Below are 15,618 nucleotides of genomic sequence, written 5' to 3'. Positions count from 1 at the left end.
GAACCCTCACCAATGAAAAAGGCCGGCAACATGTGCCGGCCTTCGTCAGATCAGATCGATCGCAGCAGGATCAGGCTTGGCTCGCGATCTCCTTGCCGAGCGCGGATTGCGCAGCGGCCAGGCGGGCGATCGGCACGCGGTAGGGCGAGCACGACACATAGTTCATGCCGACCTTGTGGCAGAACGCCACCGAGGCGGGATCGCCGCCATGCTCGCCGCAGATACCGACCTTGAGGTTGGGTCGGGTGGCACGGCCGCGCTCGACGCCGATCTTGACCAGCTCGCCAACGCCCTCGCGGTCGATCGAGATGAACGGATCGATCTCGAGGATGCCCTTGGCGACGTAAGCGCCGAGGAAGCTGCCGGCGTCGTCGCGGCTGATACCGTAGGTCGTCTGCGTCAGATCGTTGGTGCCGAACGAGAAGAACTCGGCGGCCTCGGCGATCTGGCCGGCCATCAGGGCTGCGCGCGGCAGCTCGATCATGGTGCCGACCTGGTACTCCAGCTTGGCGCCGGTCTCGCGGATCACGGCCTGCGCCATCGCGTCGATGCGCGCCTTGACCAGGTCGAACTCGGCCTTGGTCGCGATCAGCGGCACCATCACCTCGAGGCCGACGGCCTCGCCGGTGCGCTTCTCGGCCTCGACCGCCGCCTCGAAGATCGCGCGCGCCTGCATCTCGGCGATCTCCGGATAGGCGATCGCGAGACGGCAGCCGCGGAAGCCGAGCATCGGGTTGAACTCCGACAGCTCGCGGGCGCGATCGGCCAGGCGGCGCGGATCGGTGTTCATCGCGCGCGCGACTTCCTCGACCTCGGCCTGGGTGTGCGGCAGGAACTCGTGCAGCGGCGGATCGAGCAGACGGATCGTGACGGGAAGCCCCTTCATGATCTCAAACAGCTCGACGAAGTCGGCGCGCTGCATCGGCAAGAGCTTGGCGAGCGCGGCGCGACGCTCCTGCTCATCCTCGGAGAGAATCATCTCACGCACAGTGCGGATGCGGGTCTCCTCGAAGAACATGTGCTCGGTGCGGCACAGGCCGATGCCCTCGGCGCCGAACTTGATGGCGGTGCGCGCATCCTCCGGCGTGTCGGCGTTGACGCGCACGCCGGTCTCGCGCACGGCGTCCGCCCAGCCCATCAGGGTGCCGAACTCACCGGACAGCTCCGGCTCGATCATCGGCATGCGGCCGGCCAGCACCTGGCCGACGGAGCCGTCGATGGTGATGACGTCGCCGGTCTTGAAGGTGCGCCCGCCGATGCTCATCGTGCCACGGCCGTAGTCGACGCGGATGGTGCCGCAGCCGGAGACGCAGGGCTTGCCCATGCCGCGCGCGACCACGGCGGCGTGCGAGGTCATGCCGCCGCGCGTGGTCAGGATGCCCTCGGCAGCATGCATGCCGTGGATGTCCTCCGGCGAAGTCTCGATGCGGACCAGGATCACCTTGCGACCGTCGGCCTGCAGCTTGGTGGCCTCGTCCGAGGAGAACACGATCTCGCCCGATGCCGCACCGGGCGAGGCCGGCAGGCCGGTCGCGACCACATCGCGCTTGGCGGCGGGATCGATGGTCGGGTGCAGGAGCTGATCGAGCGAGGCCGGGTCGACGCGGAGCACGGCGTCGTTCTCCGAGATCAGGCCCTCATTGGCGAGTTCGACCGCGATGCGCAGCGCCGCCTTGGCGGTGCGCTTGCCGCTGCGGGTCTGCAGCATCCACAGCTTGCCGCGCTCGACCGTGAACTCCATGTCCTGCATGTCACGGTAGTGCTTCTCGAGCAGCGTGTAGATCCGCGTCAGCTCCTTGAACGCGTCGGGCATCGCGACTTCCATCGACGGCTTGTCGGAGCCGGACTCGACGCGGGCGTCCTCGGTGATGTCCTGCGGGGTGCGGATGCCGGCGACGACGTCCTCGCCCTGCGCGTTGATCAGGAACTCGCCGTAGAGCTTGCTCTCGCCGGTCGAGGGATTGCGGGTGAAGGCGACGCCGGTGGCCGAGGTGTCGCCCATGTTGCCGAACACCATGGCCTGGACGTTGACGGCGGTGCCCCAGGATTCCGGGATGTCGTGCAGCTTGCGATAGGTCACCGCGCGCGCGTTCATCCAGGATGAGAACACCGCGCCGATGGCACCCCACAGCTGGTCGTGCGGGTCCTGCGGGAAGTCCTTGCCGGTCTCGTGGGCGACGGCGTCCTTGTACTTGCCGACCAGCATCTCCCAGTCCTCGGAGGAGAGGTCGGTGTCGAGCTGATAGCCCTGGGTGTCCTTGAAGCTGTCGAGGATGTCCTCGAAATGATGGTGCTCGAAGCCGAGCACGACATCCGAATACATCGTGATGAAACGGCGATAGCTGTCGAAGGCGAAGCGGCGGTCGCCGGACAGCTGTGCCAGCGCTTCCACCGTCTGGTCGTTGAGGCCGAGATTGAGCACGGTGTCCATCATGCCCGGCATCGAGGCGCGGGCGCCGGAGCGCACCGAGACCAGCAGCGGGTTCTCCGGATCGCCGAATTTCTTGCCGGTCAATTTGCCGATGTAGTCGAGCGCCTTGTCGACCTGCGACTGCAGCTCCTTCGGGTAGGTCTTGTCGTTGGCGTAGAAGTAGGTGCAGACCGAGGTGGGAATGGTGAAGCCCGGAGGCACCGGCAGGCCGAGATTGGCCATCTCGGCCAGATTGGCGCCCTTGCCGCCGAGCAGGTCGCGCAGGCCGGCCTTACCTTCGGCCTTGCCGTCACCGAAGGTGTAGACCCACTTGTTCGGCTTGATCGCGGTGACCGCGCTCTTGGCCGGGGCCCTGGCAGCCGACGCCTTCGCGGCCTTGGCGACCGGCTTGGCAGCCGTTTTGGCCGGCTTCTTCGGAGCGGTTTTCACTGGCGCTTTCGGTACAGACCTGGGCGCGACCTTGGCCGGGGCCTTGGCCACGGGCTTCGACGCCGTCTTGAGCGCCTTGCGCGGTGGAGCGAGTGCTGCGGTCTTGGCCTTGCCGGGCTTGGAAGGCTTTGATTTCGCTGTAACTTTCTTAGACTTCGCTACCGCTTTGGCCATGAGGTGCTTCGATCCGCAAATGGGAGGAGAAATCGCGCGCCTTACACCACTTTGGGCGCTGCGGCGCAAGCTCGGGGGTTCCCGACCTTGGGACTAGAACCTGGGACTAGAAGTGGAGCCACTTCAGCAGGCCCATGCCGATCAGGCCGTTCAGGATGAGGAAGATCGCGACGATCAGGTTCAAGAGGCGCGGCATGATCAGGATCAGGACGCCGGCGATCACGGACATGATCGGCGAGATATGGGCAACGGTCAGGGTCATCGACGAGCTCTGAATGATTGAAGGACGAGGCTGGGGCGATTCGATTTGGCCGGACTTTATCCTGGCCCATCGTGGCGGAATAGGAGACGCACGGCACGAGTTCCGGTTCCCCCACCGCTGGATCTGCCGCAAAAATGCCGCCGGTTCCACGTGGCGTTGCGCGGAACGATGACCTGTTGCCGGCATTGGGAGCAGATGCCGGCGCGCGCCGGTCTCTCTCAGCGATCAACAGCTCAGGAGTCCCGTCCATGCGAACCCATCTCACCCTTGCCGCCCTCGTGGCCGCACTCGTGATTCCGGCGGCCGCACAGGCGCAATCCTACACCACGGGCGTCGGCCGCAGCGTCGTGGTCGAGGAGGACGCTCCAGTGATCACGGTCGAGCGACGGCCGGAGTTTCGCGAATATGTCGTCCGCGAGCGTGTTCCCAACTATGTGATCCCCGATCGCGTCGTTGTTGGCACCGTGCTGCCAGAGTCCGGTGTTACATATTACGACGTTCCTCAGCGCTTCGGTGCGACACCTTACCGTTACACCGTGGTCAACGGCGAAACTGTTCTGGTCGAACCGCGATCCCGGCGGATCATTCAGGTTGTTGAGTAGTTATAGAGCTGCATTTGGTCGCCAACGCCCCCGCAAGCGGCCAGATGTGAAAGGCCCTGCCCGGTTCCCCCCGCCGGGTGGGGCTTACTTTTTTCGCCGTCATCGCAAGCGTCGCGACGCGATCCAGGGGCGACCGACGACGCCTGCTGTGAGCCAGGGCGCACTTTGCGCTCAGGCAGCCGTCTTCACCACCAGGCGATGGATGACCTTGCCCGAGGAGGCACTGACCACCTCCTCATCGAGCAGGCTCGTATCAGCTTCAAAGAGTGCGCGGATGGTTGCGAGGTCGACCACCGCATAGAGCCGGCCGTGGGCATCGCGCTGATCGGCCTGCTCCGTCACCCGCCAGCTCAGATACAGGACGCCACCGGGCTTCGTGATCGCGCGCATCCGCCGCACCGACGGCACCACGTCGCTGCGATCGAGATGCATCAGCACGGTCTCGCACAGCACGTTGTCGAAGCTTGCATCCGCGATGTTGGCGAGAGCGGGCAGTTCGGCACGCGTGAACGACGCGTTCGAATAGCGCGTGCGCGCTTCAGCCAGCAGTCCCTCCGACGCGTCGAAACCTTCCGCAGGATACCCGTTGGCATTCAGCCAGCCGACCTCGCGGCCGCTGCCGCAGCCGATGTCCGCGGTGCGGCCACCGAACACGAAGAAGCGCCTGACGATGTCGTGGAGATCGGCCGACGCCGGCTGCGCATGCCAGTCGGCCGCGAACACCGCCGCCTCACGGTCATAGGCGGCGAGCGTCGGCCGGTCCACTCTCAGCCCTCGATCTTGGAGAAGTCCGCGACCGCACGCGTGGCGCTGCGGATTTCGTTCAGCAGCCTGAGCCGGTTCTCGCGGATCTTTGGATCGTCGTCGTTGACCTTCACCCTGTCGAAGAAGGCATCCACCGCCGGGCGCAGCTTCGCCATCGCGCGCATCGCGGCGGCAAAGTCCTCCTTGGCGACGGCAGCACCCGCTTCCGCAGCGACCTCGCCGATCGCCTTCGCCAGCGCCTTCTCCTCATCGAGCTTGTACAGCGCAGCATCCGGCGCGCCGTCGAACTTGCGCTTGTCCTTCTTCTCCTCGATCGCGAGGATATTGGACGCGCGCTTGGTGCCGGCAAGCAGGTTCTTGCCGTCGTCGCTGTCGAGGAATTTTCCGAGCGCCTCAACGCGGCGCACGACCATCAGCAGGTCATCCTTCATCTCCTCTTCCGGCGGAGGCTCACGATCCAGGGCCTCCTGGCTGCCGGCTGCTTCGATGAGATCAAGTTTGGCTGCACCACTTCTCACGGCATCCGACCGCCACCAAGGGGAAGGTGATGTCGCGAAAACGGCATCGACAAGATCGTGCCGGGCGCCTTGCTCACGAAGTTGCACTTTCAGACGGTCGGCGAAGAATGAGATGAGATCGACAACTGCCACTGGGACGCTGCGTCTACCAAACGTTTCCGCATCCACCCGCACAACAAACGTAGTGAACCCAGGCTTCTCACTACTCTCCACCTGCTTCACTTCGTTCCCCACTTCGCGCGCGCGAATTGCCGTAGCCAGTTGGAAAAACCAAGGCCCGCAGATACTAGCGAGGTGAAGTCGGAGATTATTTTCCAAGATGATCCGGATCACACCTAAAGCCGCGCGACGCAGCGCATACGGGTCCTTCGATCCCGTCGGCTTTTCTTTGATCGCCCAGAATCCGACCAGCGTGTCGAGCTTGTCGGCGAGCGCCACGGCCACCGATACCGGGTCGGTCGGCACGCGATCACCAGGTCCCTGCGGCTTGTAGTGCTCCTCGCAGGCTGCGGCGACGGAGGCGTCCTCGCCCTGGGCCAGCGCGTAGTACTTGCCCATCAGCCCCTGCACTTCCGGGAACTCACCGACGACCTCGGTGAGCAGGTCGGCCTTGGCGAGCTTGGCGGCGCGCGCGGTCTTCGCAGCATCGGCGCCGACCAGCGGCGCGATCTCAGCGGCGAGCTTCTCGATGCGGGCGATGCGTTCGGCCTGTGTGCCGAGCTTCTCGTGGAACACGATCTGCTCGAACTTCGGCAGGCGGTCCTCGAGCCTCGTCTTCAGATCCGTCTCATAGAAGAACTTCGCGTCCGACAGCCGGGCGCGGATGACGCGCTCGTTGCCGGCGATGATGGTCTTGCCGCCGTCGGTCGCCTCGATGTTCGCGGTCAGGATGAACTTTGGCGCCAGCCCGCCGGTCTTGGGGTCGCGCACCACGAAGCATTTCTGGTTGTTGCGGATGGTGGCGCGGATCACCTCGCCGGGGACCTTCAGATACTCCGGATCGAACGAGCCCATCAGCACCACCGGCCATTCGACCAGGCCCGCGACTTCGTCGAGCAGCACGGGGTCCTCGACCAGCTCATAGCCTTGCGCAAAAGCGAGCTGCTTGGCGTCGGTAACGATGGTGTCCTTGCGCCGGTCAGGATCGAGCACGACCTTGGCGTCGAGCAGCTTGGCCTCATAGTCCTCGAGGCGGCGCACCGAAATCGGCGACGGCGACATGAAGCGGTGGCCGAATGTTGTCTGGCCCGCCTCGATACCGTCGACGGCGAAGCTGACGACGTCCGGCTCCTCGGTCTCCAGGCCGAACGTGGCAGTGATCGCGTGCAGCGGCCGCACCCAGTTGAGCGCGCCCGGTCGCTCCGAGCGCTTGCCCCAGCGCATCGATTTCGGCCAGGGGAAGGTCCTGACGATCACCGGCAGCATCTCGGCGAGCACGTCGAGCGTGGCGCGGCCGGGCTTCTCGATCAGCGCGACGTAGAAGTCGCCCTTCTTCGGATCGCGCTGGATCGTGGCCTCCTCGATCGAGGACAGGCCGGTGGCCTTGAGGAAGCCTTGGATCGCGGCATCCGCGCCGCCGACGCGCGGGCCCTTGCGCTCCTCCTTGAGATCAGCCTGCCGCGCCGGGATGCCGTGCACGGTCAGCGCCAGCCGCCGCGGCGTCGCGAACGCCTTGGCGCCCTCATAGACGAGGCCCTCGGCGACGAGCTTGTCGGTCACCATGCGGCGCAGATCGTCGGCCGCCTTGGCCTGCATCCGCGCGGGGATTTCTTCGGAGAACAGTTCGAGGAGAAGATCAGGCATATCTCAAGTCTCTCTGCACGAAGAACCACCCTCCCCTGGAGGGGGAGGGTCGCCTGCCAAGGGCAGGCGGGGTGGGGTGACCGCGATCTCCGTGTGAATGGCTTCGAGCACCGCCTCAGTCCTGGTCATAACGTCGTTGTTCCAAAATCGCAAAACGCGATAGCCTTCCGAGTTGAGCCAACGCGTCCGGGCCTCGTCGCGCTGGATGTTCGCATCCTCTCCGTGCTGCGAGCCGTCCACCTCGATGATGAGGCGACGAGCCAGGCAGGCAAAATCTGCAACGTAGGGACCGATGACGACCTGTCGCCTGAAATGGGTCCCTTCGATCTCGAGGCGCCGCAGGTGACGCCACAGAATGTCTTCGGCCGCCGTCGTGTTTTCGCGCAGCCGTTTCGCGGTTCGGCGTTTGAAGTCGCTGATCGGCCGTTTGCCCATCTGGCACCTTCACCCCACTCCGCTCGCCTGCGATCAATCCTCCACCAAGTGAGGGTGATCACATCTTCCACCCACCAGCGCAGTGCCACCCTCCCCTGGAGGGGGAGGGTCGATTGCTCATGCGCAAGCATGAGCAATCGGGGTGGGGTGACAGTCTATCCATCATCAACAGTGCCCGAGCCGAGAGATCACCCCACCCCGGCACGCATCTCGCTTCGCTCGATCGCGTGCCGACCCTCCCCCTCCAGGGGAGGGTCGAAGAGTCACTTCCCGCGTCGATATTGACTCAAACTCCCGCCCCGCCGGCCTCCGTATGCAGCCAGGCCTCGCCGCAGGCCTTGGCGAGCTCGCGGACGCGCAGGATGTAGCTCTGGCGCTCGGTGACCGAGATGACGCCGCGGGCGTCGAGCAGGTTGAAGACGTGGCTGGCCTTGATGCACTGGTCGTAGGCCGGCAGCGCCATCTGATGTTCCCGGCGATTGCCCAGCTTTGCATTTTCTTGCCAGCCGGCGGCGAGATATTTGCGGCACGCGCCCTCGGCCATCTTGAACTGCTCGAACAGCATGTCGGTGTCGGCATGCTCGAAATTGTGCCGCGAATATTCCTGCTCGGCCTGCAGGAAGACGTCGCCATAGGTGACCTTGGCGTCGCCGTCGCGGCCGTTGAAGTTGAGGTCATAGACGCGGTCGACGCCCTGGACGTACATCGCCAGGCGCTCGAGGCCGTAGGTGAGCTCGCCCGCGACCGGCGCGCATTCGAAGCCCGCGACCTGCTGGAAATACGTGAACTGCGACACCTCCATGCCGTCGCACCAGCACTCCCAGCCGAGCCCCCACGCGCCCAGCGTCGGGCTCTCCCAATCGTCCTCGACGAAACGGATGTCGTGCACGGCGGCGTCGATGCCGATCGCGCCGAGCGACTTCAGGTACAGCTCCTGAAGGTTCGGCGGCGATGGCTTCATGATCACCTGGAACTGGTAGTAGTGCTGCATCCGGTTGGGGTTCTCGCCGTAGCGGCCGTCCTTCGGCCGCCGCGACGGCTGCACGTAGGCGGCATTCCACGGTTTCGGCCCGAGCGCGCGCAAGGTCGTCGCCGGGTGGAAGGTGCCTGCCCCCATCTCCATGTCGTAGGGCTGCAGGATCACGCAGCCCTGCTCGGCCCAGAACCGTTGCAGGGCCAGGATGAAGCCCTGGAACGAACGTTCGGGGCGCATGTGCGGAGGCAGCGAGTCCATCGTCGATATCGGTCTTTCGCAGGCGTCGGAAAAGCGCGCGGACCGTATCGGCGGGACCATCAGGAATCAAGGCAATAGGGTCTCCGAACGGCGGCGACGTGCCGTCGTTCGAAGATCAGCGGCTCGCGTCAGCCCGGCCGGTAGGCGCCCGTGACGGGATCGCGGCGCAGAGTCTTGATCTCAGCGGCCTGTGCGGCCTCGGCGACGCGCGACAGCCGCGCCTCTTCGAGCTCGCGGTTGATCTTCTGCGCGGCCTTGTAGGCCCAGCGAACCACGGCAAGCCCGCCCAGCATACCCGCGAAAGCAACGAACGGCGGCATTGGTCGATCCTCGTTCATGAACAGAGCCACCCCGAATCCCATTGTCGCCGATCCCGGTTCCCCCCGCAATCCGGATTGCGAGGGGCGAAATGGCGCGCCCCCAGTCTAGAACCCAAAGCGGGCCCAGATCGCCCGGGTTTCGGCCGCGGAGATCACCTCCTCGGCCAGCCCCGTCCAGCCGAATCCCAGGCTGCCGGCGCCCGCGGCGCGGCGGCCGAGCAGACCCGACAACAGGCCGGACGCCGGCGCCACGACAGGCGTTGCAACCTTGTCGCCGAAGCGGGTGCGCAGGACGGCGCGGAGGTCGCCGATGGCGTCCGCCAGCCCCAGCGTGACGGCGCTGTCGCCGGCCCAGTACTCGCCGGTGAACAGCACATCGTCGGCGCCCTTCAGCCGGGTCGCGCGGCTCTCCTTGACCAGCGAGATGAACAGCGCGTGGATCTCGCGCTGGATCTTCTTCAGCCGCGCCACGTCGTCGGGATTCTCCGGCAGGAACGGATCGAGCATCGCCTTGTGCTCGCCGGCCGTATACAGCCGGCGCTCGATGCCGATCTTCTTGATCAGGTCCTGCAGCCCGAACGAGCCGCCGACCACGCCGATCGAACCGAGGATCGAGGACGGATCGCAGAAGATCTCGTCGCCGGCGCAGGCGATCATGTAGCCGCCGGAGGCCGCGACATCCTCGACGAACACGAGCACCGGCAGCTTCTTCTCCGCCGCGAGCTGACGGATGCGCAAGTAGATCTGGCGCGACTGCACCGGCGAGCCGCCGGGCGAATTGATCACCAGCGCCACCGCCTTGGCGTTGCGCATGGAGAAGGCGCGCTCCAGCACCTTGGCGACGCCCGCAAGCGTCAGGCCCGGCCGCAGCGGCGTCACCGCGCCGATCACGCCGGACAGGCGGACGACCGGTACCACCGGTACGCCGCGCAGCCGCGCCGGAAGCAGCGCCTTCAGCCGATCGAAGAGCCCGGCTGCATCGCTGGGTTGTGTCAAATTGTCCACCATCCTGTTACCTCGGATTAACCACTTTTTATCGCGCCGCTGCCATTCAAAGGGCTGGAACGAGCCTTGCAATCTCCTGGGCAATCGCACGGCGAGCCAAGGTGCAGAGTGCGGCGGAGGAATACATGAAGGTCTACCTGTTGATGCTGCTGATCGGTACTCTATTGACTGCGATCCGGTTCACGACGGTAACCGAACGCCAGTCCGAAGCTCAGACGCAATAACGCCCGACCACGACCAACCGTTCAGGGGGTGCTCAAGGCCAGCGCCCCCTGCCCCGACAGCACCCGCACGGCCTCGTCATTCGGCACGCCTGCCGCCTCATTCAGCACCACTCCGGCGAGAAGCTGGGTCGGCGCCCGCCCTCCCTTAACGGCCCTGACCAGGATACGGATCGCCGGCTTGCCCGCTTGGCCGTGAACCGGTTGAACGGCAAGACTGCCGAAGCCGCGCGCCAGCGCCGCGACAACCCCGCTCAAACCATCGGCCCGCCAGATCAAGGTCAGCACGCCACCGGATTTCAGCATCCGCCGCGCGGCATGCGTCCAGATCTCCAACGTCGTCGCCGTTGCCATGTGCGCGGTCGCGCGCGCGGCGTCGGGCGAGGCACGGTGACGCGCGGCATCGTGGAACGGCGGATTCATCAGCACGACGTCGACACTGTCGGGCCCGAGCCCTGCGGCCGCGAAAGCAGCCGCGTCCGCGGCGACGTCCAGCACCACGACCTCCGCGGGCAAGGCATTGGCGCGTGCGTTGTCGCGCGCGAGGCGCGCCAGATCCGGCTCGCGCTCGACCAGCGTCAAGCCGAGACCGCCCACGCGCCGGGCCAAGGCCAGCCCGGCCGTCCCCACGCCGGCACCGAGATCGACCACCCGCTCGCCCGAACGCGCGGCCGTCGCCGCCGCCAGCAGGATTGCGTCGTGGCCGGCGCGATGGCCCGTCGTGGGCTGCCGCAGCCGCAATTGGCCGCCGAGCACGGCGTCCTCGGAGATGTCGACAGCGTCACTCATCAGGGCGCAGCTCATGCGCCAGCCCGGCGTCGGTGAGAAGCCGCCGGGCCTGGAGATTGTCGTCCTCATGCACGAGGATCCGGCGCGGCAGGATGCCGAGCGAGCCCTCGATGATGCTCATGTTCTGATCGAGCACGAGGTGATGGATGTCGGCGCCATCGAGCAGCGCCCCGATCGCCGAAACCAGCACGATATCATTGGTCCGAACCAATTCCTTCAATCGTTATGTCTCCATGCGGGCTTGGGTCAAGAAGGGCTTCGGTCAACCAGGCTTGGTCAAGAAGGCTCGGGTCAAGGTTCCGTGTCTGCCCTTGCCGCCTGCGGCCGCAGTTTCTATTGTCGTTTCGAGCATAGCAAAATCGGAGACCAGAGTGGCGGTTATCGTACCTTTCGAGAGTCCATCGGGAGCCTCCATCGATGGGCTGGTCGCGCTGGTCGCAGCCGACATGGAACGGGTCAACGCTACGATTTTGTCGCGCACTGGCTCGGACGTCACGATGATCCCGGAGGTTGCAAACCACCTGATCTCCTCCGGCGGCAAGCGGTTGCGGCCGATGCTGACGCTGGCGATGGCGCATCTCACCGACTACACCGGCGACGGTCACGTCAAGCTCGCCGCGGCCGTCGAGTTCATGCACACGGCGACGCTGCTCCATGACGACGTGGTTGACGAGAGCGAAATGCGCCGCGGCAAATTGTCGGCGCGCATGCTGTGGGGCAACGAGGCCAGCGTGCTGGTCGGTGACTTCCTGCTCGGCCAGGCGTTCCGCATGATGGTCGAGGTCGGCTCGCTGCGCGCGCTCGACATTCTCTCGGCCGCCGCCGCCACGATTGCCGAGGGCGAGGTGATGCAGCTTGCCGCCGCCAAGAACACCGCAACCACCGAGGACGAATATCTCGCCGTGATCCGCGGCAAGACCGCCGAGCTGTTCGCCGCGGCCTGCGAGGTCGGGCCGGTGCTCGCCGATCGGCCCAAGGCCGAGCAGACCGCCTCGCGGTCCTTCGGCATGAATCTCGGCATCGCCTTCCAGCTCGTCGACGACGTGCTCGACTATGGCGGCAAGGCCGCCAAGCTCGGAAAGAATGTCGGCGACGATTTCCGCGAGGGCAAGATCACGCTGCCGGTGGTGCTCGCGTTCCGCCGCGGCAGCGACAGCGAGCGTGCCTTCTGGATCAAGGCGCTGGAGCGCGGCGAGATCAGCGATCACGATCTCGACCATGCAATCGGGCTGATGAACAAGCATCGCGCCTTGGAGGACACGATCAGCCGCGCGCATCACTACGGCGCCATGGCCGTCGACGCGCTGGCGCTGTTTCCGGCGTCACCGATGAAGACCGCGCTCGAGCAGGTGGTGGCGTTCTGTTTGGCGCGGTCGCATTAGTTGGCGAACCTGGGCCTGCCCTTCGTGATGTCATGCCCCGGCGCAGGCGGTGTGCATTAATGCGCCCTCGCCCCTTGTGGGAGAGGGCATGCAGGACAGGGCAACACGCTCGCTTGGGTGAGGGGTATGCCTCAGCAAGCGGAGGGCGCTGTATCGGGAAGCCGCTCGCCGCTAGTAAGTAGTTTACGACTAACTCAATGTCCCCGCATGCACCCACCATTCGGGGTGCGCGACGGCGATCTCTGCGCCGGCGGCCTTCGCGTCGACCTCGCTGCCGTAGATCGCAAAGCACGTCGCGCCGGAGCCCGACATCCGCGCCAGCAGCACGCCTGAGCTCGCACGGAGAGCGTCGAGCACGGCGCCGATGATCGGCTGCACCTTCAAGGCTGGCGGCTCGAGATCGTTCTTCACCTGGTCGAGCGCGGCGACCCAATGGGCGATGGTGGCACCGGCCTTCGGCCAGGACGGCGCCGTGAGAACATCCGTCACGCCGACCAGCAGATCGCCCGGCTTGAGGCCGAGCGCCTGGAACACGTCCTTGGTCGCCACCGGCACGCGCGGATTGATCATCACGCAGGGCAGGACGGGAAGCGCGAGCGGCTGCAGGTTCTCGCCGACGCCGGTCATGGTGCAGGCGCGCGAGGGCACGCAAACCGGCACGTCGGCGCCGGTCTTCAAGGCGACCGCAGTGAGGCGCGGGTCGTCCAGCGACAGGCCATTCAGCTTCGCCAGCAGCCGCAGCGCCGCTGCGGCATCGGCCGAGCCGCCGCCGATACCGGCGGCGACCGGCAGCACCTTCTCCAGCGTGAAGGCGCCAAGCTTCAGGCCCGGAACGGCCTCCGCCAGCAGCCGCGCCGCCTTCAGCACCAGATTGTCCGTGGTCTCGCCGCAGGCCTCCGCGAGCGGCCCGGTCGTCGTCAGCCTCAGCTCCGGGCCCGGCACCAGCGTAAGCTGGTCCGCGCAGTCGGCGAAAGCAACGACGCTTTCGAGATCATGGTAGCCGTCGACCCTGCGGCCGACGACCCGCAGGGTCAGATTGACCTTGGCGCGCCCCTGCTCCTGCAGCGCGCCGGTGACCGTGGACGCCAACATCGGCGCAATGCCCCCAGCATGTTCGGTGGCGGATCCGGTATCGCGCTCGGCCAGCGGCCGAAACGAACGTGGCCGGCACCGCCACACGCTTCATCAAAATCATCCGGGCTCCCCGGCAAGCCGAGGAGCCCGTGATGGCTCTCACCTCGTGATCAGGGCGACCTAGCCGCCCTTGCCGTCGTCCTTCTTGGCGTCAGACGGCGTGTCCTTGCTGTCGTTGCTCGCCGCGGCCGGCGCCGGATCGTCGGTCAGGCCGTTCTGGATCTTGGCCTCGATCTTCGGCAGCTCCTCGGCCTCCGGCTTCAGGTCGCGGGCATGAGCCCACTGGAACTTTGCTTCCAGCTTGCGGCCGATCTTCCAATAGGCGTCGCCGAGATGGTCGTTGATGGTCGGATCCTCGGGCTTCAGATCGATCGCGCGCTCGAGGTTCTTCACCGCCTCTTCGTAGTTGCCGATGCGGAAATAGGCCCACCCGAGCGAATCGACGATGTAGCCGTCGTCCGGGCGCTGTTCGACCGCGCGCTTGATCATCTTCATGCCTTCGTCGAGATTGACGCCCTGGTCGATCCACGAATAGCCGAGATAGTTCAGCACGTGCGGCTGGTCGGGCTGCAGCTCGAGCGCCTTGCGCATGTCGGCCTCGGCCTTCGGCCACTGCTTGGAGCGCTCGAGACAGATGCCGCGATAATAGTAATAGACGCTGTTGGCCTTGTCGTTGTTGGCGGGCAGCGAATCGACGCCGAGCGAATAGGTCTTGGCGCAATCGGCGAACTTCTTGCGGCCGCGCTCGATGTTGCCGAGCGCCATGATCGCCTCCAGGTCCTTCGGATCCTGTGCAATCACGTCCTTGAGGATCTTGATCGCCTCGTCGCTGCGGTCGGCGCTGTCGAGATCGGTCGCCAACTGGATCTGCGCATTGCGCTTCAGCGGCGAGCTCGCCGGCACCCGCTCATAGACCTTGATCGCCATCTGCGGCTTCTTCACCGTCTCATAGAGATCGGCGAGCGACAGCAGCGCCAGCGGATGACTCGGCTGCAGGTGCAGCGCGAGCTGTAGATAGACCAGCGCCAGATCCTCGCCGCCGCGGCGGCTCAGCGTCGCGCCGATGCCGTACAGCGCCTCGGCGGCGCCAGCCTGCGGCGAATCGACCAGCGAGGGCAGCTTCTTGCCGGCCTTGGTGTCGCGCAGCCCCTCCTGCACCAGCGGGTGGCGCGCGAGCTTCTTGTCGAAGGCCTCATAGATCGCCGTTGCTGCCGCCGCATCCTTGTTGCGCGACAGCCAATGCGCATAGGCCTCGGTGATGCGCAGCATCGAATCGTCGAGCTTGTAGGCGCGCTCGAACCGCGTGCCGGCGTCCTTCTCCTTGCCGGCCAGCTCCAGGATCATGCCGGCATGAAGATCCTTGAACAGCGGATACCATTCGGGACCGGTCAGCTTGTCGATATTGGCGACGGCGGCCTTCGAATCGCCCGCGCCCGCCGCGGCCCACGCCGACAGCAAGGTGGCGACGAGATCGGTGATCGGCCCGCGCACCGACTGGTTGATGTTGGTCTGGGCGGCCGCGTATTTCTTCTGCTTGATGTCCTGCACGCCGACCACCAGACGCGCGATGCGGTTGGACTTGTCGATCGTGAGCACGCGCTCGGCCAGCTTCACGGCCTCGTCGATGTCGCCATCGGCGACCGAGGAGATGAAGGCGCGGTCAAGCAGCTCGTTGTTCTTCGGGTCGCTGCGTAGCGCCGAGCGGTAGAACGCCGCCGCCGAGGCAGCGTCGCGCTCGACGCTGGCGTGGCGGGCCGCCAGATAGCTGCCCGATGTGGTGAGCGACTTCAGATCGACGCCGGTCGGAAATTTTGCGGCGTTGTCCGCAGGATGATCCGGCGTCTGGGCCAGGACGGCACCGGGGATCAGCAAGGCAGAAACGGCAATTGCGGTCCAGCGATTGCGAATTGACAACATCACGGTGCGCTCTGGTTGTTGGAAATGACGGATCGGTACGGACACGAACCCGATCGGCAGCTCTTCAAGGCGCCGACAATGCCGCGTTTGACGGCCAACCGCAAGGATTTGCAGGATATTCGGGTCAGCCGGGAGCCCCTTTGGCGAAGGTGACCTGCGTCAAACCGCGCCAGTATGGCCGTATCGTGGCCGGCTGC

The 15,618-nt window shown here is 65.8% G+C and carries 14 protein-coding genes; 2 read left to right on the top strand and 12 right to left on the bottom strand.

What is annotated here, in order from left to right:
* Positions 1–70: 70 nt before the first annotated feature.
* Positions 71–3,034 (bottom strand): pyruvate, phosphate dikinase, encoded by a 2,964-nt coding sequence (gene ppdK, locus ACQR03_RS12460; protein ID WP_315717231.1) that lies wholly within the window; start codon positions 3,032–3,034, stop codon positions 71–73.
* Between the two features lie 106 nt (positions 3,035–3,140).
* Positions 3,141–3,296 (bottom strand): DUF3096 domain-containing protein, encoded by a 156-nt coding sequence (locus ACQR03_RS12455; protein WP_012042558.1) that lies wholly within the window; start codon positions 3,294–3,296, stop codon positions 3,141–3,143.
* A gap of 248 nt (positions 3,297–3,544) precedes the next feature.
* Here ACQR03_RS12455 and ACQR03_RS12450 point away from each other — a divergent pair, with 248 nt between their 5' ends.
* A complete protein-coding gene (locus ACQR03_RS12450; protein WP_315717233.1) occupies positions 3,545–3,898 on the top strand; it encodes a DUF1236 domain-containing protein in 354 nt (117 codons plus the stop codon).
* A 171-nt stretch (positions 3,899–4,069) separates the two neighbouring features.
* Here ACQR03_RS12450 and ACQR03_RS12445 read toward each other — a convergent pair whose 3' ends face one another.
* From ACQR03_RS12445 to ACQR03_RS12410, 8 genes are all read right to left on the bottom strand, one after another.
* Positions 4,070–4,663 (bottom strand): class I SAM-dependent methyltransferase, encoded by a 594-nt coding sequence (locus ACQR03_RS12445; protein ID WP_316193409.1) that lies wholly within the window; start codon positions 4,661–4,663, stop codon positions 4,070–4,072.
* Positions 4,664–4,665: 2 nt separating this feature from the next.
* Positions 4,666–6,984 carry a glycine--tRNA ligase subunit beta gene (glyS, locus tag ACQR03_RS12440; RefSeq protein ID WP_316193410.1) on the bottom strand — a complete coding sequence of 773 codons (2,319 nt, stop codon included), beginning with the start codon at positions 6,982–6,984 and terminating at the stop codon, positions 4,666–4,668.
* Between the two features lie 3 nt (positions 6,985–6,987).
* Positions 6,988–7,419, bottom strand: a complete 432-nt coding sequence (locus tag ACQR03_RS12435) for an endonuclease domain-containing protein (RefSeq protein WP_315826963.1) — start codon at positions 7,417–7,419, stop codon at positions 6,988–6,990.
* A 286-nt stretch (positions 7,420–7,705) separates the two neighbouring features.
* Positions 7,706–8,653 carry a glycine--tRNA ligase subunit alpha gene (locus ACQR03_RS12430; protein WP_315810692.1) on the bottom strand — a complete coding sequence of 316 codons (948 nt, stop codon included), beginning with the start codon at positions 8,651–8,653 and terminating at the stop codon, positions 7,706–7,708.
* Positions 8,654–8,781: 128 nt separating this feature from the next.
* On the bottom strand, positions 8,782–8,973 hold the full coding sequence (locus ACQR03_RS12425; RefSeq protein ID WP_315717238.1) for a hypothetical protein: 192 nt from the start codon (positions 8,971–8,973) through the stop codon (positions 8,782–8,784).
* 105 nt (positions 8,974–9,078) lie between these two features.
* Entirely contained in the window at positions 9,079–9,981 is a 903-nt protein-coding gene (locus ACQR03_RS12420; RefSeq protein WP_315717239.1) for a S49 family peptidase, read from the bottom strand.
* Positions 9,982–10,223: 242 nt separating this feature from the next.
* Complete coding sequence (locus tag ACQR03_RS12415) at positions 10,224–10,988, bottom strand: tRNA1(Val) (adenine(37)-N6)-methyltransferase (protein ID WP_315750427.1); 765 nt, start codon at positions 10,986–10,988, stop codon at positions 10,224–10,226.
* Entirely contained in the window at positions 10,981–11,208 is a 228-nt protein-coding gene (locus ACQR03_RS12410; RefSeq protein WP_006613556.1) for a DUF2007 domain-containing protein, read from the bottom strand. Before ACQR03_RS12410 ends, ACQR03_RS12415 begins: the two co-directional genes overlap by 8 nt.
* Before the next feature lie 151 nt (positions 11,209–11,359).
* On the opposite strand from ACQR03_RS12410, the gene ACQR03_RS12405 reads away from it, so the two are divergent.
* Positions 11,360–12,370, top strand: a complete 1,011-nt coding sequence (locus ACQR03_RS12405; protein WP_315717243.1) for a polyprenyl synthetase family protein — start codon at positions 11,360–11,362, stop codon at positions 12,368–12,370.
* Positions 12,371–12,559: 189 nt separating this feature from the next.
* Here ACQR03_RS12405 and ACQR03_RS12400 read toward each other — a convergent pair whose 3' ends face one another.
* Positions 12,560–13,462, bottom strand: coding sequence for a 4-(cytidine 5'-diphospho)-2-C-methyl-D-erythritol kinase (locus ACQR03_RS12400; RefSeq protein ID WP_315810694.1), 903 nt, complete (start codon positions 13,460–13,462; stop codon positions 12,560–12,562).
* 162 nt (positions 13,463–13,624) lie between these two features.
* On the bottom strand, positions 13,625–15,421 hold the full coding sequence (locus tag ACQR03_RS12395; protein WP_434841221.1) for a tetratricopeptide repeat protein: 1,797 nt from the start codon (positions 15,419–15,421) through the stop codon (positions 13,625–13,627).
* Between the last annotated feature and the right edge of the window lie 197 nt (positions 15,422–15,618).

The organism is Bradyrhizobium sp. HKCCYLS3070, assembly GCF_051167575.1.
In the GTDB taxonomy this organism is placed as follows: Bacteria; Pseudomonadota; Alphaproteobacteria; order Rhizobiales; family Xanthobacteraceae; genus Bradyrhizobium.
Note: the sequence above shows the minus strand (reverse complement) of the source record. Positions and strands in the feature narration are given on the sequence as shown.

Excerpts from the sequence above, each read along its gene's own strand:
- ppdK (WP_315717231.1), bottom strand. The coding sequence starts at position 3,034 with ATGGCCAAAGCGGTAGCGAAGTCTAAGAAAGTTACAGCGAAATCAAAG.
- ACQR03_RS12455 (WP_012042558.1), bottom strand. The coding sequence starts at position 3,296 with ATGACCCTGACCGTTGCCCATATCTCGCCGATCATGTCCGTGATCGCC.
- ACQR03_RS12450 (WP_315717233.1), top strand. The coding sequence starts at position 3,545 with ATGCGAACCCATCTCACCCTTGCCGCCCTCGTGGCCGCACTCGTGATT.
- glyS (WP_316193410.1), bottom strand. The coding sequence starts at position 6,984 with ATGCCTGATCTTCTCCTCGAACTGTTCTCCGAAGAAATCCCCGCGCGG.
- ACQR03_RS12435 (WP_315826963.1), bottom strand. The coding sequence starts at position 7,419 with ATGGGCAAACGGCCGATCAGCGACTTCAAACGCCGAACCGCGAAACGG.
- ACQR03_RS12430 (WP_315810692.1), bottom strand. The coding sequence starts at position 8,653 with ATGGACTCGCTGCCTCCGCACATGCGCCCCGAACGTTCGTTCCAGGGC.
- ACQR03_RS12425 (WP_315717238.1), bottom strand. The coding sequence starts at position 8,973 with ATGCCGCCGTTCGTTGCTTTCGCGGGTATGCTGGGCGGGCTTGCCGTG.
- ACQR03_RS12420 (WP_315717239.1), bottom strand. The coding sequence starts at position 9,981 with ATGGTGGACAATTTGACACAACCCAGCGATGCAGCCGGGCTCTTCGAT.
- ACQR03_RS12415 (WP_315750427.1), bottom strand. The coding sequence starts at position 10,988 with ATGAGTGACGCTGTCGACATCTCCGAGGACGCCGTGCTCGGCGGCCAA.
- ACQR03_RS12400 (WP_315810694.1), bottom strand. The coding sequence starts at position 13,462 with ATGTTGGCGTCCACGGTCACCGGCGCGCTGCAGGAGCAGGGGCGCGCC.
- ACQR03_RS12395 (WP_434841221.1), bottom strand. The coding sequence starts at position 15,421 with ATGTTGTCAATTCGCAATCGCTGGACCGCAATTGCCGTTTCTGCCTTG.